Raw genomic sequence first — 18,969 nt, forward strand, 5'->3', positions numbered from 1 at the left:
TAATAATTTTATGAAAATAGTATTGCTGTTCGTATTTTTATTATCCACATCCTTATTTGCTAAAGAAGCGCCAAAAACAAAAATTAAAATTGCGGCCATAGATTGGTGCCCTCAAATTTGTCCTACAGATAAATTAAATCCCGGTTTTTTAGTGGAAATGATAAAAGATATCTTTTCGAGTGGCCCCTATGAATTAGAGTTTGAATATCTCCCTTGGAGTAGGGCCATTTATAATGTTGAAAGAGGCTATGCTGATGCCTTGTTATCTCCCTCCAAAGATGAGGCCCCTGGCCTTATTTATCATAAAGAAAATCTCTCATTTCAAACACATTGTTTTTGGAAATCAAAAGACTCGCTATGGAACTTTTCAGGAGTAGATAGTTTAGGAAGTATAAAGTTTGTCGTTTACCGTGACCATCCCTATGGAACACTGTTGAATGATTACTTTAACAAATATAAAACTGATCATTATTTTGAATTTTCATTTGATGAAAATTATATTGATCGTGCCATTACTTTTTTGCAAAAAGGTAGAGCGCAAAGTTTTTTAGACACCGCGAATTCTGTTGCTTATCATTTAAAGAAAAAGGGGATTAGATCTATTGTACGTGATGCTTGTATTAAGCAAGATGAGCTTTGGTTAGGTCTATCTCCAAAAAATGGTAAGCGTACAGATGATTTAAGGGCCTATATTGATGCTCATTTACACGATTTTAAGAATTCTGAGCGCTATCAATTTCTCATGAAAAAGTATCAAATTTCCTTTCCACCTTTAATGAAATTTTAATACTTGCCCCAATTTGTTTTCACATTTTTATCAGAGTGAAAAATACGGTCTTTTGGCCGTATTTAAAGATAGTATTTTAACTTGTTAATATCGTTGATTATTTCACTTCACTTCTCATTTTCACACTCCTTTGCCTCCATCTAAAAAATATAATGAATGCTCAAGATGTAGTTGAATTTATTCGATAAGTTCATGTGTTTTGACTTGGTATCATCGAGGATTATTTCATGAATAAGACCATTATTTTAATTATTTTAGGACTTAGTTTTTTCTTAGGAGCTTGTTCCGGAAAAAAAGGAAAAACTGGGGCGGCCTTCAGTCTTAAAATCTCAAGTGCTCTTGATGCCAGTATTGCTCCCCATGCGAGTGGAGGAGGAATGATCTTTGGAATTAGTAGTAAAGGTGAAAGATTCTCTCATAGAGTGATCCCCTCACAGGATATGGTTCTCGAACTTCCAAATGATAACTGGAACTTTTTTGGTATTCTTTGGGATGGCGATATCAATGGTGACGGTAATTACGACGGCGTTGATATGGCGGGACAAACTCGTTGTGCAAAAAGTATTGGTAATCTTCTTGATGGAAGTGATGTCGATGTTGTCTTAAATTTTAATCAGGCAAATTGCGTTACAAGTGCAGGGTCATCATTATTTAAAAGCATTCGTCCTGTAAGTTGCAAGGATTCTGTTGCAAATAAAGGATCGATCAGTGAGATTTGTATTGATGAACAATCTGGGTACTTCTCTTCTTACCAAGTCATTGCTGTTCCTTACGATAAAATGAATAATTTGAATTCTGTTCGTTTTGATAATGGTTTAAAGTCAGCCTGCTATTCAATTGCTCATAATACCATGAATACAGGTTCTGTTGTAGGGTACGCGGATGCTTTTACTGCAAATACTGCATCAGGTGCAAAAATTCCTGTTGATGGAGAGGCCTCAAAACTTTTTCATCTTGTTGTAAGAGGATTTTATGCAAGTGAAGATTGTGGTGTAACTGGTAGTGAACAAGGATATCACGACTTTAATTATGAAAATGGTCTTTTAATGGGGGCCGCTCAAACGAAAACAGTTGTGGATGATCCAAGCAATACTGTTGTTCTTTTTAACTCTGTGACCGCTTTAGAGGTTTGTCGTGACTCAAGAAATTTAGCTCCAGCTTCGGCCACTCATCCATTTGCCTTTGGTTCAGCTAATTCATTTTATCACGGACTTTGTACGGCAAGACAATTTAGTGAAATCAGAGAAAATTTCCTAACAAATAATTTTCTCGTTATGAGAGATTTAAATTTCAAAAATACATTTAATCCCGTTGCTTCAGGGAGCAATATTTTGCCTTGTTCATCACTTGGTAACTCATTCATTCCTGTAGGTGGACTTACTGTTGAAGGTGGAGCTGGCGATGAGGTGAATTGTCCACTGCCAACGCCTTTATCAATTAATCAATATAACAAAGTATTTAATGGTAATGGATATGCCTTTATCAATGCTTATTTAGAATCGGAAGATTTCTCTAACGTAGGTCTTTTTAGAAAACTTGGTCCATCAGGAGTTGTTAAAAACTTAAAAGTTGTCCGCTCAAGTGTGGAGGGGATCAATGCAGTTGGGATGATCGCAGGTGAGAGTTTAGGAACAATCGAAAATGTCATTATTGATAATAGTACTGTAAAAGCACGTGGAGATGAAACGAGTTATGGTCTTGGTGGAGTCGTTGGTGTCATCGGGGCAAGTGCAGCTATTACAAATGTTCAGGTTATAAATTCTCGTCTTGATTCACGCGGTACCCAAGTCGGTGGAATTGTGGGGCAGGCCAACGCGGGAGGATCAGTTTCGAAGGCCTATTTCAATGGCCTCATTGAAACCTATTCTGAGGGATCTGTGACTCCTTATAGTGCCTATGTCGGTGGTATCGTTGGCTACGGCGAATCGATGATAATTGATCAAGTTGTAAGTGAGGGAAGAATTAATTCATCTCAAAATAAGATTGGTGGAATTGTTGCTTATCTTAATGCAAGTACTATTTCAAACTCTTATAGTACGATGATGATTGGAAGTTTTACATCTGATTCTGCAAAATATATCGGGGGTATTGTTGGATTTGGTGGGGCCTCTGCTATCACATTGAATAATGTCTATTTCGCTGGATCTTTTAGTTTTGATATTGGGCCAACTCCAACTTCGAATGTTGTGGGATATATTCAAGGAGGCGGAGCCGCTCCTACTGGTGTTAAACAATATGTCGTTGATGGCGTGGCCGGTGTTGATTATGGCGGGGTTTTCAATGGAACACCTGTTTCAGAGTCTGACTTTAGATCGAAAAATTTTACGACAATTACTGCACCTCCAAGCTTTACTGATTATACTTTGTGGCGACAAACAGAAGGGGATTATCCTCGTTTGGGCTTTGAGCCGCTAAGGGCCTGTGAAAATGTAAAGAACTTGGCCCCTGTTTCAACTCAGGCCTCTTATGGTCGTGGTGGAGCAAGTGATCCCATCGTTATTTGTACACCTGCTCAATTTGCAAGTATGAATGCAGGCTCATATGTTTTAAAAGATAATATTAATCTTTTAGAGGGCCTTTATTCGGGGCCGGCCACGTTTAATGGTTCTTTAGAAGGTGAGGGAAGAGTTGTCCATAATTATAAAAAAGTAGAAACAACATCTCCTTCTTTGGCCAATAATTTAATTGGAACAAACAATGGTTCACTCAATAATCTAGTATTTGCTAATTTAGACTTTTTGTCACAATTTGTAGCCCATAGTGGAACTGGTGTAATTGGTATCAACAATGGTCTCATATCAGGTGTTGATTTTACTAATATTAGGTCTAGTGGTGAAAACTCTGTGGCCCTTGCAGTCGTTAAAAATGAGCCCACTGGAACAATTCGTTTTGGCGAAGTCTTTGGCGGCCTAAATGGAGTAAATCAAGTCGGCGGGATTACGAGTTTTAACAGTGGTCGTATTGAAAAAATGCGTGTCCATGTTGGTGGCGCTCAAAATTCACCTAGTACAATTTATGATTTTGGAATTGTCGCAGGAATTAACCAAGGAGTGATTTCCGAAGTTGTAAGTGATTCACGATACCAATTTTTGGCCGGAGTATCAGTTAATCGTTTTGGCTTCATTGCTGGAACTAATAATAATACAATTCAAGATGTCGAAGTACGCAGTCAAACAAATTCCTTTTTTAGTTTGAGTGACTCACATACTGATTTGGCCGGTATCGCTGGACGAAATGCTTCGGGTGCGAAAATTGTTCGTGCTATAAATAAGGCCTTGACTCCTGAAATTCCAAATTTTAGGGCCATCGCGAATAATTTAGGACAAATCTCGGAATCCTATTATAAAAATCCGCGTATGAAGTATCTAGAAAATAATCAAATTATAGCTGGGACTAGAAGTGGCACTCAGTGTATTTTCACTCTTGATGTTGCACTCGGTGCTACTATTGTTCCCCATGTCACTCATATTAATATCACGAACAAAAATCATGTCTTTGGCCATTTACCTGTATCATCTGGTTCTGGATCAACTTTCTCTGTTGAACTTCCAGATTCTTATACAGATGATTGTGATTTGGGAACTGCAAATATTGAAGTTGGTTATGTTGAGCTCTTAACTGGACAGCTTTATCCAAATATAGCGTCTTTAAATTCAGGTACGGTTCCAAATGGTGTGCCTGCACTGCTTGACTTATATCAGACGGATGTCGCAGTTGCTTCAGTATCGTGGCTTGATGGTGCACCTACTTTAAATGTTGGGGACAAAGTTTACTATGACGGAGGAGCTTGGAAACTTGTTGATCAAGAGATGAATAATCGTGAGCTTGATTATAACGATTTTTATCGCACTCCAATTGAATTTGAAACAATGCCTTACAATGATAGCTGGAATCTTGTTCATGATGACCCTGGTGCTTCTGATTTTGGCCGTATCGTCGATTTCTATCTTGTAACTGAACTCGATGGTGGAGCATGGCCTGCGAATGCTCCTAAATGGAGAATGGAGCCTGGTCGCGGCGGTCCTGAACTAATGTTCGATTTCTAATCTAACGCATCTAGTATTTTCATGGGAAAATTATAATTATTTAATTTTCCCATGAAAAAAATCCTTCAGCTTTTATTCTTTTTATTATCAAGCAATGTTAGTGCCCTCGTGGGTGTTGGAACTTTTGTACCCCATGCTTTTAAGGCCCAGGTCTCCACAGAGGGTGGGCGTGAGTTTTTTGCTATTAATCCCTATGTTGCATTAAATGCTATTGTTCCTATTAGAGGGGATCATTTTTTCAACCCAGAAATTGGTTACGTCTTTCATACTGAAAATGACGATGAAACTAGTGCTCACACACTTTTTGTATCCTATAACTTCACTTATAAACTCAATCACCTTTTTATTTTAAGATATGGCTTAACTACCTTTGCTTTTATGAATGGGGGGGATGGGGAAGAAGTGACTCTTCGAAATGGAAATTCCACGGCCACCTTTTACTCACCTGACGAAACCAGGACTAGTTATGTCAGTTCATTAGATCTTGGTGGTGAATATTTTTTTAAACCTCGTTACAGTGTCCGCTTTCAGACTTATATTGCAAGATTTTTATCCAGTGATGCTCGCTCTGTTTATTACACTTTGTCTGTTAATTATTATTAGGAACGTTCATGAGAATTTTAATTATAACTTCATTCTGTTTTTTATGTTTTGATGTCTGGGCCTGGACGTTAAATAGTTCTTCTCGTAGAGGCTTTCCTACTAATGAAGTTGTAGTAGAAGTTGCTACAAGTTCATGTTCAAATACAAGTTTTAGTTCTAATGAACTCAAAGATTTAGTGGAGGAAGCAGTCTCTCAATTTTGGAATGCAGTATCTACAAGTGGATTAAAGCTAACTGTCGAACAAAGAAGTATTGATGTCTCTGGAGCTACGACACTGGGAACTATTGCCGATTTGGCCTCACACAATAAAATTCTTGTCGGTTGTAATAGTGGCATTTCGAGTTTTTCAGATGGATCAATCTTAGGGGTTGGAGGCCTGCAGTGTACAAGTTCATATTGCCAGGGGGCAGTGGCCCTAAATGATGCAGCTGGTACAAATCTCGCGAGTGTCAGTCACAGTGTGGTTCTGGCCACTTTTGCTCACGAGCTCGGTCATGCGCTGGGATTAGGTCATTCCTCTGTTGAATTTGCACTCATGTTTTATAGTGTTGGTGGTAAGGATCAAGAGTTTTTGGCCGAGGATGATATGAAGGGGATTAGTTGGCTCTATCCTCTTGATAAGAAACTCGCAGGACTTGGAGGAAGCTGTGCAACTATTGATGATGGCACAAATTCTTGGCGAATTTCCAAAACTTTTTTCCTGTTACTGTTTTTTATTTTTTCTTTTTATTTAATAAAAATAAGGAATGATTTAAAGAAGTTATAAATGGTCCAAAAATATTGGAATTCTAAGTCACTAGCAATACAAGAAGTGGTCTAGATGCCACTTTAGAGAATTGTTAGGATTGTCGAATAGATCGTAATCCCTTACGGTCATTGTATTTCGAAATATTCGCCGCACGTATTTACTAAAATTTCGAAAGACCTAAATGGAAGTTTGAATAATGAAAACTTTTACATCCTTGTTGGTCTTTTGCATTTTCTTTTCAGTTGCGGCAAAGTCACAAGAATTCCCACACCTAAAACTTATTAGCTCTCCAACAGTTGGGGGGGCAGGGATTAATATACTTCCATTTTATGAAGAGAATCCTCTTTATCAAAGAATTTTCCAAGAGCTTGAGAGTTCCCATGAAGATATCGCGAGAAGACAGGCCCAAAGTGTTGCGCAATCAGGAATCTTTGGTGGACTCAATACAATTGGTTATCGTTACAATCATGACTTCGGACAATTTTATGTGGCCTATAATCGTGTCATAGCTCCGGATCTCTTTCACGACACACGCTATATCGTGACCGATGAAATGGAAATTGTAATTGAAGCTTCTAAATTATTCTCAAACTTAAAAGATGAAGGGAAGATTTCAATGGATCAAAAAGATATTGCTGCATTTGCTGGAATATCTTTCAAAAGAAAATACCGTTATGTGCATTTTGCTGATTCATATAACGATGCTCTTGTCGCAGATGTTAAGAAATTATTCTTTCCTTTTATTGTTTTTAGAAAAGGAAATTTCTTTGAGATGGCCCCATATGAATTTGTTACAAAAGAAGACTCTCTGGGTGTTAAGGCCGTTGGAGCAGGAAATATTCCTGTGCAGCCAGGTCTAGGATTACAATTTGGTGGTCTCATAAAATATGAAAAAGTGGCGAAAGTAGATATTCAGGCCATTGGTGAAGAGGACGATCTTTCTGATGAAAAATTTAAAATTAGTTTTGAAAAAGAAAAAACTATAGAAGCTGGGGCCAGTGTTGCTCTTGTCGCAGAATTTTTCTCATTTTTAAAACTCACTTTGCTTTCTTATGATATTTCATACGAATTATCTGAATCTAACAGAACATACTTATCATTTAAAAAAGACGATATGTTTACGTTGTATAACCATGATGGGCCGCTGTTTCAAGAAGTATTAAATATACTCCGTTTTAAAGATTTTGATGCAAGAGTCATTGCTCCCTTTGCTATTTCATATAAAAAAGTTCTAAGTGAAACAAAGAAAACAAAATACTTTGCTCTTGTTTTTGGTGGCGTACGTGATTCGAAAACATCACATATTGAACTGGTAAAGGATGGTGTAGTAGAGAGCTTTTTTAGACATAATTACGAAAAGATTCGCTATCGAGAAAATTTATTCTCTCGTCTGTTTAATGCTTTAATTAGTTCAATACTTAGAATTAATACTGTTGCTACAAAAGACTATAATGAAGTTAGAAAATTAGAGTTTGAGTACAAATCAACAAATGACGTTGTTGAACAAAGAAGTGATTTTAATCTAACAAATGATGAAGGAGATATGTCTCTTCATTATAATTATGAATTCAATGCCGCAAAAACAACTGGAGCAATGAATAAAAAAGTGAAGTCATACGCCATATCTGGACTTGGGGCCTTTACTGGGATTAATAATAGTATAAAGAGCGCAGTTGAAGACGAACGACTCGTTGGACCATTAAATATTTCTGGTCATTATAGAGTCGCTAAGTCGGGTGTCGAGGTGTTTCTCCAAAGAGATAAAGATGAAGTCCTTAATATTATCAAAGACCAATGTGGCATGAAATCTAAAAATATTTTTAAGAGAATTAGAAGTCTCTTTAGTAGTTGTAAAAATAACCTCTATACAAGTTATGATCGTTTTCTAAGAGAATGGGGACAGAAAAACTACTCATATACAGAATTCAAACAATGTACAAAGTCATTCAAGTTTTTAGGATTTCGTTTTAAAAGACATATGAGTAAAGGCTGTCTTTCGACTAAAACGAAAAAAGAGGCCATTTTAACTGAAGTTCCTCTGTGGCGTTTAAAAGATGTTGTTCGAGAAATATTTTATCAGGCGAATAATAAGGACGATTTAACAAAATACTTTAGAAATTCTGATTTGTTTTCTCATGGTAGTTTTTACGCGAATTCCTCTACAGGATCAGAGTTTAAGACCTATTTTACAAATGGAACATTTAATGGCGTAGGAGTTGTTAAAAACTTTATGCTTGAAAATAATTATAGAACTCCGGCCTCAATCGACTTAGAGTAGATTATATTTCAATTTGATTTTCTTTATTTTTTCAGAATTATTTGAGAACCATTTATCAAATTTCATCACAAGTTCAGGATGTATAATAGATGATAATTTGTATGCAGTGTCGCGTGAGGGAAAATGAGGCGATTCAACAAAGGTGTTATTTGGAGCACTATTGTTGAGAACATCTTTGCTGATAAAAATTGATTGTACTCGTCCTTCTGTCATCATTTGTATCGCCGATTCTAGCTTTGGAGTCGTATAAATTTTGATATCTTTATGTAGATTTGATGGAATTGGTGGTGCAAATCCTAAGATGATAACCATACTTGATACTGTCTTAATATCTTTTTGTGTATAGACAGCTTCAGTTGTTGTGTAAATAGACTGACTATAAGCGATAGCGCTCTCACCCTTTTTGCTCGCGAACCAATATTCATTATCTGGAATTTTAAAATCTATTTTTCTCTCAATAAATTCCTGAAAGAGTCTTTTAACGGGGAGGGTTTTATATTTAAATTCAATATTCTCAGTTTGTGCAAAAGCATCTAAAACATCTCTGAAGTAGGACCTTGTTACTTTTTCTGCCTTTGAGTATGAAAAAGGAGGGTAGTTGATATTTTCTAATCCAACTATATATTTCTCCTTCTTTACATCCGATGCAAAACAAAGATTAGATAATAATATAAGAAAAAATAATAGTGTTTTCATATTATCTAAAATGAAATACCAGTTCTATCAAAGGAAAGATACTTGTAAATGTTTGAGAGACCTCTGTCTCTTGATTACTGCTGTCTGTTTCAGTCGTAATATTTAAGTTGTGATAATTTAGACTCGCTCCAAGATAGAAAAATCTATTAATTTTCAAATGGTATCCAAGGGCCACATTGTAGCTCCAGCCAGATATTTTATTTGTATTTGCATCTTTTCGCTCTCCTTTGGCATAGGGATTCCATGTTGCAGAAAAGAAGATATTTTTGTCTTCATTAAAATAGTAGAGTATTTTCGGACCAATTTCTAAAACACCGATTTCAGCGCTCTCAAGCCCATCTTGCTTATCAGTTCTGGTATATTTAGAAACGTTTTGCCCTATATATAATTTATCCTTCTTTCCAACAGACGCCCCGATGAAAAGGGCCCCATTAAGCTTCGAATACTCAAAGCTTTTTTGAGTATCTGAATCAGTTGTGTAATTGAACCCAAGCTGCGTAGTAAGTTTTGCAAAAGAACTTGAGGCAAATGTAAATAGGATCATTATGAGAAAAGTCTTCATATACATATTATGCATTCATAACTATCTGGAATGAAGGGGTAAAATGGTTCTGGCAACTTTAAGATAAATTGAATTGTGGCCTACTAATTCTCACTAGATAATGAGTTATGAATAATTTAATACAGGCCTCAGCAAAAACAAGGCTATTATACTCGATTGTTTTTGTCTTTTTTTTATTCATTTTGATAAAGATATTCCAACTTCAAGAGTATGCAAATGCCGTATTTATTAGAGATCTCTTCAATCACAATTCATTTCTTGCGATAAGTGTTTTTATCATCCTTTTTTGCTTGGCCAATATTTCTTATATTCCCGGATGGATATTCTTAGCGACAAGTGTTTATCTCTTTGGGAAAATTAATGGAGGGTTGCTTGTCTTTTTAGCTGCGATAATTTCTTCATTATTTTCTTTCTTTGTTCTTAGAGTGATTTTTGGTCGCCCTTTGACTGAAATTCAAGTTCCAAAAATCCAAAAAATTATGAAAAAATTTCAACACAATGAAATACTTGGAGTGACTGTTCTTAGGCTAATTTTTCAAACTAATCCATTTGTTAACTATGCTTTGGCCTTTAGTTCAGTGAGAGCAAAAAATTATATAATGGGGACACTCTTAGGTTTACCACTTCCCATAATCGTTTATTGTTATTTTTTTGAAACATTTTTTAATAAAGTTCTCTAGGGGCGAATATGAATAACGGTGAGTTTGTCGATAATTTTGAAATTAAATTATTAAATGGTTTAACCTTTGATTTGTACAATTCCCTCAAAAGAGGACCGGTTGTTATTAATTTCATAATGGGGACATGGTGCCCCTTTTGTACAAACCATTTGAAGAAAATAAGAACATGGCAAGAAACAATAAATCGCAATGTGACAATGCTTATAATCTCGAGTGAGCCCCCTGAAAATTTACGTCATTGGTTGAATAAAAATCCCATGACTTATTTATTTGCGAGTGATGAAAATGCTGAGATCATTAATAGTTTTGGAGTTAAGCATCTGCTTATAGATATTGCGAGTCCTGCAACATTTCTCATTGATGTCGACACGCAAATAAAAATGGCCTTTAAAGGAATAAGAACTAGGAAAACAAGGGCGCAAATGTTAGAGACCATTTGCACCACTGCCGATTGCGGTGACACCGAAGTCACATTAGAGAGAATACTCTAACTATTGGTGCATACCTTTAACTTTATCTTTTGATAAAGAGTGAACGTAAGCTGCAACGTTTGCAATATCATCTGCTTTTAAAGATTTAACTTTAGCAAGCATCATTGCAGTCGCTTTTGTTTTTCTTGTTCCAGATTGAATAGCGCTTACTTGTTCAGCAACGTATTTTTCGTCAAGACCTGCGATTCTTGGACCTTTTAAAAGAGCAACTTTATCTGCAGGGGCCTTACCCATACCATCAGCATTGTGGCATTGAGCACAGTTTACTTTTTTAAATACGGCCTCACCTTTTTTAACGTCACCAGCGAAACTAGATAGACCAAAAAGAACTGTGAATAAACAAACAATTGTTTTAGACATATATGTACTCCTCATTTAATCAGTTGAGGGCAGTATAAACCCAATTTTTTAAAAATCAAAGAGCGCAACTCTAAGTTGCACCCTATTGTTTTATTTAAGATCTGCTAGGGCCTGTTCAATAGATGTTATTTGTCTGTAGTTGAAGTCATTTACGGCCTTGGCATGGGAGAAGTAGTGTGATGTTCCCATTTGCAATGCAACAAATCTCGTCATCGGTGGGTGTACATTGTAAATTCTAAAAACTTTTAAAAATAATTCAATAACAGCCCCAATGGTATAGGCGAGCTTTAAAGGAACTTTCTTTGTGACTGGTTGTTGCTCTTTTATTGCGAGAATATCATTGATAAAATCCCACAGCGGCACCGGGCGCTCTTGGCCAATGAAGTAAGCACTACCATTTACTGGAGAGTCTGCTGATAGTGCCTTAAAGGCCAATAGGTGGGCATAAACAGCATTGCTGACATGGATGATATCCACCATATTCTTTCCATCACCTATGATTTTCAGTTTATTTTGTTTTCTCGCTTCTATTAGGCGTGGAATAATATTCTTATCACGTTTACCAAAAATGAGGTGTGGGCGTAGGGCACAGGTTTGAAGACCGTCTTTAGAGGCCTCTAAAATAAGTGACTCGGCCATGGCCTTGCTTTTAGCATAGAGACTCAAAAACTCTTTTGCATGACCGTGGGACTCGTCTTTGCCTTCAATAGATTCTTTACTATAAGCAACGGAAGGCGTGCTAGTAAAAACAAGTTTTACAATATTGCGCTCTTTCATGGCCCTAATAATATTCTTTGCACCAATGACGTTAGTATTATAGAAATCTTCCCATTTTCCCCACATGGCGACTTTTCCACCCACATGAAAAACAGCGTCGATCCCTTCTAAGGCCCTGTACACATCATCGTAATTATCTAAATTGCCCTTTCGTGTAGAAATGCCTAGTTCAGTAAGCTCGTTTGAAGCATTTCTAGAAAAATTGAAAACAACATGGCCTTCGTCTTTTAGGGCCTTTGCGATTTCAAAACCCAGAAAGCCACTGGCCCCTGTCACTAGAATATTCATTGTAATTTTCCTTCATTGGCCATTTGGGCAAGTTTTAGTCGATCAATTTTGATATTGTGTCTAACATCAACTGGAAATGCATTACTCTGATAAAAGTGCTTAATATCTTTTGTATGCTCATACGAATTCGCAAGCAACTTTAGTTCTTCAATAAATTTTTCGCGATCGGCACCTTTTAGAATTTTTTTATCAAACCTCTCAACAACTAGACCTAGGTCTTTTTCCATTTGATGACCTAAACCTATAAGCGCCGTTCTTTTAATTTGCGGGTGCTCGTTAAAGATGGCCTCACATTGAATTGAACTCTTAAGTCCTGACTTCGCTTGGACTCTGTAGCTTTTTCGACCACAAAACCAAAGGTGACCTTCTTCGTCTATGTAACCGATATCGCCCATACGGTGCCAAACTATGCCATTATCATAGATTTTAGCTTCCGCAGTTTTTTGTGGCATATTGAAATATTCTTTTGTGACAACGTCACCGGTGACAAGAATTTCGCCCATTGATAGGGGAGGTAATTCTGTGGCCTCGGCCATCGTTGGAATTACATCATCTGTAATGGCAATAATTTTTAACTGTATTCCTGGCGCAACTTTTCCTACACATGTTCCGGCACCTAGTTTGGTTTTACTGACAGTCTTCTCTAAAAGAAATCGCCCTTCAACATTGGCAACAGGGAGGCATTCAGTTGCTCCATAAGGAGTATATGTTGTTCCATTGGGAAGAACTTTTTGAAACATTTCATGAATAAGCGGTGATACAGGTGCTCCAAACATAACAAGATACTTTACTGTGGGAAGAGTTATATTATTTTCTACACAATAGCGTGCAACTTTTTCCCAAATAGCGGGTGAGCCTGCAACAAAAGTTCCTTTGTGATCTTGAATATTTTTTACAAGAACTTTAGGGTCAGCTTTTGCCGGTCTCGATGGATTCATATCTGGGATACAAGAAGTCATACCCATGGCCATGGTGAAAAAGGCAAAAAGAGGGAACCCTGGAATATCGACTTCAGTTTCATTAAGACTGAAGAGTTCTTTCAGCATATCGGTTTGAGTATTGAAGATTCGATGAGTGTATACAACACCTTTTGGAATACCAGTTCCTCCAGAGGTAAAGAGAATGGCCGCCATTTGATCTGCTGTTATAGAGACTTTGTCATTGAAATCTTTTTTCTTTTTTTGCCATGTCTTTGTTGAGACCATTTTTCCCCAAGTTAATTTACCGGTTGTGACAAAAAATTTAATACTATTGAAAATACTCGGGTAGAAAAGTCTTAGAAAATGAACTTCAGGCACCGCAATGAGCCCTTCTGGTTTTAATTCTTTAATAGAACGAAGAAGATTTTCTTTGCCCATTCCTGGATCAATAAATACAGGAATGACACCCATTCTAAAAAGAGCAAATGTAATAACTGGAAATTCTATGCCAGGCCTTACAAAGACTAGGACTTTGTGTCCGGGTCTTAAACCTAATTCTTTAAGATGGGCGGCATAGTTTTTAGATTCAGCAACAAGTTCGAAAAAAGTTAAAAAATCATGGCCACCTTTTTTACTCGACGCGACCACGGCCTTCTTCTCTGGAAATTGAAGGGCCTTTTCATCTATTCTTGCTGCAATATTTTTAATATCGTCCATCATTTTACCTATGCTAGAGAATTAAAGAACTCTTCCATGTCATTGATGGCGCGCTCTTTTTCATCTTCAATTACATAGTGATTCGCTTTGTCGTAGACAAGATATTTAGCTTCAGGAAAAAAATCCTGCCATCTTTTTAAAAAATGCATATTGAAGCAAAAGTCTTTTGCACCCCAAATGAAAAGTTTTGGCATCTTTAGAGTTAAGAGCTTGTCTTCAATATCACTAAGAGTCATATAACTAGGATGATTTTTTTGTAATGGAATATCTTTTACAAAACGTGCCGTAGCAATTCTGTTTTCGTAATTGTTATAGGGAAGCAGTAGTCCTTCTTTTGCTTCTTTTGAAAGACCATTACTTGAGGCCATAAATGTTGCAGGGTAGGCAAAGGCATTAAATGTTCTCACCATCCATTCCCCGAAAACAGGAATCTTACATAGAGCAATTCTCATTGGAATTCTAAGAGACTTAAAGGCCGCTGTATTTAAAAAGACAATTCCTTTAATTCTTTCAGGGTAGCGTGTGGCCACTCCCATACCAATGGCTCCGCCCCAGTCATGAACAACGAGACGAATATTTTTTAAGTCCAGTTTTGTAATAAGTGACTCAATATTTTGAATATGATTTTCTAATTCATATTCATAATCTTGTGGCTTAGATGAGAGTCCGCAGCCAATATGGTCGGGTGCTATACAGCGATAATTTTTAGAAAATTCTTTGATCAAATTTCTGTAGTAAAAAGACCATGTTGGGTTTCCATGGAGAAAGAGAATCGGATCACCGTCACCTTCATCAACATAGTGCAATTTTAAATGACCTAACATGAGGTAATTTTCTTTAAATGGATATTCTTCTTTCAAGTTTTCAGATATTTTCACTGTATTCACCATTGTACTCCAAACATTAAGCTCGTAAGTCCTGAGCCAATGCCAACAAGGGCCACTTTATCGCCCTTTTTAACTTTATTTTCTTCAATGAGTTTAATTAATGTAATTGGTAGGGCCGCTGAACCCGTATTGCCAAGCGAATCGTAAGTAATATGAGTCGGATGACTTGCAAGGCCTAGGGCCTCAAGAACGAGTTTCTCGTGAGCAATTCCCACTTGGTGGCCAATGACCCAATTCACGTCATCATTTGTCCAATTTAAAACTTCTTTAGTCTTATTCCATGTCTTTGAGGCAAGAACAATTCCGTGTTGTAATAGCTCTTCCGAATCCGTTTCCATCATAAGACTTCCAGGGTCGCCATCTCCTTGGCAAAGTTTATTGGCCGTACTGTCTGTCATAACGGCACCACCAACAATGCAAGGGGACTCTTTGGCCAAATCCTTACTTGATAGAACAAAAGCAACCGCACCTGAGCCAATAGTTAAATTGGCAATATACTTCTTTATATTTTTTCTATTAATGTCAGGATTCGTATTTAAAAAACGAATGGTCTCTTCAATTAAAGGCCCACCATTTTCACCGGATACAATGAGAGCATTTTTAATTTGCCCAAGTTCGATCATATTGGCGGCCATGGCCCATGCACTAATAACACCAAGGCAAGCGTTGGAAAGATCATAGATCATACAATCTTCTTTGAGTCCTAGATTGCCGTGAACAATACTGGCCGTTGATGGTTCTAGAAAATCACGACAAACACTGGCATGAATGAGTAAGTCAATCTCATCCTTATTAACGTTTTGTTTCTCAAAAAGGTTAAGTGCCGCCTTTGTACTTAAATCACTTGGTAATGTTTTTGGCGCCCACATCCTTCTCTCTTTAATTCCCGTCATCAATTCTAGACGTCCGTGGGGGAGTTTGAGTCTTGTATAAACTTCCATAAGTCGAGTTTCGATATCCTCACTCGTAACAATATTGTCACTTAAATGGTAAGAATAGTCTCTTATGGCCACATTTGTATATTTCACAAATTTTCCTTTTAATTTTCCATTAGGCCATACAAATTGGCCATACTAATTCCGCTAAGCATAGAGCCCACAATTCCTAGAAACCCTTGATCTGTACCGATGAGATAAAGTCCTTTTACCGGAGTTTTTCCGTCTCGAGACTTATCAGGGGAGCCATAAACTGTACCACCAAAATGACCAGTATAGCGCTCAATTGTTGTTGGACTAAAAGTATCCTTTACTAAAATATTAGCATCAAAATTTGGAATTAATTTTTTTGCAAGCTCTACGCTGTCATTGAAGACACGCTCTTTTTCTTTAAGATATTCTGGTCTTTCAAGCTCTTTCCAAAGTTCATAGTTGGCCATATTTGTCATACGTATCCAACCGTCTTCGTAATCGTCGTGTCCAAAGTTATTCGGAAAACAGACAACAGCGCTTTGATTGTCATAGATCTCTGTGGGTTTTCTATATAGATACTTCGGTCTATTATTATAGAAAATAATTGTCGCATTCTGGCCCATTTCGCTAGGCTTTTTATCTAGCAGCATAATGCTCTCAGTGAATGTCATTTTACCAACTCTTGGAGAGTAGTTGTTTTCACCATCGAGAACATTCATAGTTTCTGGATAGCCCATACTGGAAAGAACTACAGGAGCTTTATATATTTCACCTTTTTTTGTTTCAATTTCGCTAATAGCGCCATCATGATTAGTTCTAATGGCCGCAACTTCTGTTCTGAAATGTATTTCTCCACCAACATTTTCAAGCTTTTCAAGCAAAAGATTGATGACAGTTCTTACTCCATTTTTTGGACGGCAAAATCCTTCTAGATAAATTGACTTGAACATGATTACAAATTGCGAGAAGTCCATGTCGTTTTCCCATGCTGATCCGTAAATGAGCAGTGGGCAGAAAATCATTTCAAGGAGTGATTCATTTTTAATAAAGTGTGAAACCACATCTTTTGCCATAACGGTTTCATTATCAAGGGCCACTTCATTAAATTCTCTTATTTTTTGAAGAAGCTTATTGAAGCCGTCAATTTCATCTGGAAAGTTTTTTTCAATTTCACTAAGAAGAAGCTCTAAATTATTTGAAAACGACAATTCGTAGTCGGGAAATGTTATTTTTGAATAGTTTTGTTCGCTCAACTCTAAGGCCTCGTAGGGAATACGAAGTTGTTTTAGGAGTTTTGACATGGGAGCAGCCTTCGTTCCTTTTGGAACAAAGTTTGTCATAGCATGAAGACCCACATCAAAGGGGCGTTTGGCACGCTGGTAATATGAATTAAGCCCACCGCTAATGGTATGCTTTTCCAAGATGCAGACTTTTTTGTCGTACATGGCAAGTCGAATGGCCGCTGCAAGACCGCTCATTCCGGCGCCAATTACAATTGCATCATATGTCTTTGTCATGATTGCCCTTAGGGAAATACAAGGGCCCAGAGACTGGGCCCATTTTTATTTATTGAAATTTTGGTTGTAGGTAATCTACACAGCTTTTCATTGAAGCTAGTTGAGGATAATCCTCTTGAGGAACTTCAATTTTATGACGCTTTTTTAGTTCCATAACGATATCTAAAAAGTCCATTGAATCTAGGTCAAGTTGATCTCTTAGAGCAACTTCATCATTGATCCCATTTACATCGTCATCTAGTGCAATGTCAGCGATAATATCTACAACGGCCTGTCTTACATCTTCTCTTGTCATTTTTTCTCCTTAATACTTTTTAATTATGAGACTTGAGTTTATTCCAAGCATTCCAAATGAATTATTTAAAATATATTTAACGTCTTGTTTTACAGGGACACCATTTACAAGACCAGGGATTGCGCATTTTGGATCTACATTCTCAATCTTCTTACATGGGTGAATCATACCGTCTGTAAAAGAAGGAAGGTTTCCAGCAAGTTCTAGAGCTCCTGCTGCACCCATCGTGTGACCGATGAATCCTTTTGTGCAATTTACTTTTGTAGTTTCGTTATTGAAGACGCTAGCAACAGCTTCACATTCTTGGATATCACCCATAGCTGTTCCTGTTGCGTGCATATTTACGATGTCGATATTCTCTGGTGTAAGACCAGCTTTTGACATGGCCTTTTGCATACATTCAATTTGTCTTGTTGTATTTGGAAGAACAAAGTCTGTTGCATCAGAGTTTGAGTGATAACCAACTACTTCACCGTAGATTTTTGCTCCGCGAGCAAGGGCATCTTCTAATCTTTCTAAAGTATAGATACATCCACCCTCAGAAATAACGATTCCGTTTCTTTCTGAATCCAGCGGGCGAGAGGCCATCGTAATATCTTCGTGATCACCAAGGGCACCTTGTGCTTTAAAAGCAGCAAAAATTCCAAATGTCCCAGTTGATTCTGAAACACCACCGGCGAAAGCAAAATCGACTTCACCTAGTTGAAGCATTTGGGCCGCTTGAATGACACCAAGGTTTCCGGCGGCACAGGCCGCTCCAATAGTATAGTGTGGTCCTGTAATTCTAAGATTCAGAGTAACTTCACCAGCTGGGTTATTCGCAACTGTTCTCGGATTATGATGGTGAGACCAAAATTCAACATTCAAATCATTTTGGTAAAGTTCATGGATTTCATTTTCTGTTTCCACGTTACCGTGCTCAGTAATTCCGATATAAACACCAACTTTATCTTTATCAAAATTTTCAAAATCAAGACCACTATCTACAAGGGCCTCATTTGCACAGTAAATCCCAATCGCACCAGCACGAGTTCCGCGCTTTCTCATCTTCTTGGGTTGGTACTTACCTTCATCAAAAGTACATAGACCTGCTGGCAACATTCCCATGTGACGAATTTCGGTACGTGTAATTCCTGATTTTCCTTCTAGGAGTGCATTTCTGAATTCTAGAAGATTATTTCCATTTGGTGCAGTAAGGCCCACACCGGTGATGACGATTCTACTTTTCATAACGGCTGTTCTCCAGGTTTTTTTCTATTTTCTCAAGGCCTAATATTAATTTATCTGTTAATGAACGCTTCAATGTTTGTGTCACTTGGCGAGCTGGTTCCAGACCAGTTTCAATCATCTTGAGAGCAAGAGGTAATTTCTTTGCCAGGGCCTGGGCCTCTTCAGATGTTCTGTTCTT

18 protein-coding genes are annotated in these 18,969 nt (G+C 37.3%); 7 read left to right on the top strand and 11 right to left on the bottom strand.

Annotated elements, in window-relative coordinates:
* The first annotated feature begins 10 nt into the window (after positions 1 to 10).
* The 5 genes from M899_RS00770 to M899_RS00790 all read left to right on the top strand — a co-directional run bounded on the left by M899_RS00770 (position 11) and on the right by M899_RS00790 (position 8,463).
* Complete coding sequence (locus M899_RS00770; protein WP_021269446.1) at positions 11 to 787, top strand: substrate-binding periplasmic protein; 777 nt, start codon at positions 11 to 13, stop codon at positions 785 to 787.
* 227 nt (positions 788 to 1,014) lie between these two features.
* Complete coding sequence (locus tag M899_RS00775) at positions 1,015 to 4,833, top strand: hypothetical protein (RefSeq protein ID WP_021269458.1); 3,819 nt, start codon at positions 1,015 to 1,017, stop codon at positions 4,831 to 4,833.
* A 51-nt stretch (positions 4,834 to 4,884) separates the two neighbouring features.
* Positions 4,885 to 5,436 (top strand): transporter, encoded by a 552-nt coding sequence (locus M899_RS00780; protein WP_021269493.1) that lies wholly within the window; start codon positions 4,885 to 4,887, stop codon positions 5,434 to 5,436.
* 8 nt (positions 5,437 to 5,444) lie between these two features.
* Positions 5,445 to 6,203: a matrixin family metalloprotease gene (locus M899_RS17330; protein WP_021269471.1), complete on the top strand. Its 759-nt coding sequence runs from the start codon at positions 5,445 to 5,447 to the stop codon at positions 6,201 to 6,203.
* 178 nt (positions 6,204 to 6,381) lie between these two features.
* Complete coding sequence (locus tag M899_RS00790) at positions 6,382 to 8,463, top strand: hypothetical protein (protein ID WP_021269486.1); 2,082 nt, start codon at positions 6,382 to 6,384, stop codon at positions 8,461 to 8,463.
* Here the strand turns inward: M899_RS00790 and M899_RS00795 are convergent.
* Together M899_RS00795 and M899_RS00800 are read right to left on the bottom strand one after the other, a co-directional pair.
* Entirely contained in the window at positions 8,455 to 9,159 is a 705-nt protein-coding gene (locus M899_RS00795; protein ID WP_021269487.1) for a transporter substrate-binding domain-containing protein, read from the bottom strand. The genes M899_RS00790 and M899_RS00795 overlap by 9 nt on opposite strands.
* 1 nt (position 9,160) lies before the next feature.
* A complete protein-coding gene (locus tag M899_RS00800; RefSeq protein WP_196801708.1) occupies positions 9,161 to 9,721 on the bottom strand; it encodes an outer membrane beta-barrel protein in 561 nt (186 codons plus the stop codon).
* 107 nt (positions 9,722 to 9,828) lie between these two features.
* Here M899_RS00800 and M899_RS00805 point away from each other — a divergent pair, with 107 nt between their 5' ends.
* Both M899_RS00805 and M899_RS00810 read left to right on the top strand, forming a co-directional pair.
* Positions 9,829 to 10,401, top strand: a complete 573-nt coding sequence (locus M899_RS00805) for a TVP38/TMEM64 family protein (protein ID WP_021269439.1) — start codon at positions 9,829 to 9,831, stop codon at positions 10,399 to 10,401.
* An 8-nt stretch (positions 10,402 to 10,409) separates the two neighbouring features.
* Positions 10,410 to 10,892, top strand: coding sequence for a peroxiredoxin family protein (locus M899_RS00810; RefSeq protein ID WP_021269416.1), 483 nt, complete (start codon positions 10,410 to 10,412; stop codon positions 10,890 to 10,892).
* On the opposite strand, the gene M899_RS00815 is transcribed toward M899_RS00810, so the two are convergent.
* The 9 genes from M899_RS00815 to M899_RS18480 all read right to left on the bottom strand — a co-directional run.
* Positions 10,893 to 11,252: a c-type cytochrome gene (locus M899_RS00815; protein ID WP_021269421.1), complete on the bottom strand. Its 360-nt coding sequence runs from the start codon at positions 11,250 to 11,252 to the stop codon at positions 10,893 to 10,895.
* Positions 11,253 to 11,342: 90 nt separating this feature from the next.
* The gene (locus tag M899_RS00820; RefSeq protein WP_021269463.1) at positions 11,343 to 12,317 is read right to left on the bottom strand and encodes an NAD-dependent epimerase/dehydratase family protein; all 975 of its coding nucleotides are present in this window, start codon (positions 12,315 to 12,317) and stop codon (positions 11,343 to 11,345) included.
* Positions 12,314 to 13,954 (bottom strand): fatty acid CoA ligase family protein, encoded by a 1,641-nt coding sequence (locus tag M899_RS00825; RefSeq protein ID WP_021269443.1) that lies wholly within the window; start codon positions 13,952 to 13,954, stop codon positions 12,314 to 12,316. The genes M899_RS00820 and M899_RS00825 overlap by 4 nt, the downstream gene beginning before the upstream one ends.
* An 8-nt stretch (positions 13,955 to 13,962) precedes the next feature.
* Complete coding sequence (locus tag M899_RS00830; RefSeq protein WP_021269492.1) at positions 13,963 to 14,844, bottom strand: alpha/beta fold hydrolase; 882 nt, start codon at positions 14,842 to 14,844, stop codon at positions 13,963 to 13,965.
* Complete coding sequence (locus tag M899_RS00835; protein ID WP_021269438.1) at positions 14,838 to 15,869, bottom strand: 3-oxoacyl-ACP synthase III; 1,032 nt, start codon at positions 15,867 to 15,869, stop codon at positions 14,838 to 14,840. Before M899_RS00835 ends, M899_RS00830 begins: the two co-directional genes overlap by 7 nt.
* Before the next feature lie 11 nt (positions 15,870 to 15,880).
* Positions 15,881 to 17,266 carry a phytoene desaturase family protein gene (locus M899_RS00840; protein ID WP_021269440.1) on the bottom strand — a complete coding sequence of 462 codons (1,386 nt, stop codon included), beginning with the start codon at positions 17,264 to 17,266 and terminating at the stop codon, positions 15,881 to 15,883.
* 49 nt (positions 17,267 to 17,315) lie between these two features.
* Complete coding sequence (locus M899_RS00845; protein ID WP_021269500.1) at positions 17,316 to 17,561, bottom strand: acyl carrier protein; 246 nt, start codon at positions 17,559 to 17,561, stop codon at positions 17,316 to 17,318.
* A gap of 9 nt (positions 17,562 to 17,570) precedes the next feature.
* Positions 17,571 to 18,791 (bottom strand): beta-ketoacyl-[acyl-carrier-protein] synthase family protein, encoded by a 1,221-nt coding sequence (locus M899_RS00850; protein ID WP_021269434.1) that lies wholly within the window; start codon positions 18,789 to 18,791, stop codon positions 17,571 to 17,573.
* The coding region (locus M899_RS18480) for a hypothetical protein (protein ID WP_034727179.1) at positions 18,781 to 18,969 on the bottom strand (189 nt) is incomplete at its 5' end. The genes M899_RS00850 and M899_RS18480, both read right to left, overlap by 11 nt.

It is taken from the genome of Bacteriovorax sp. BSW11_IV (genome assembly GCF_000447755.1).
Lineage (GTDB): Bacteria > Bdellovibrionota > Bacteriovoracia > Bacteriovoracales > Bacteriovoracaceae > BSW11-IV.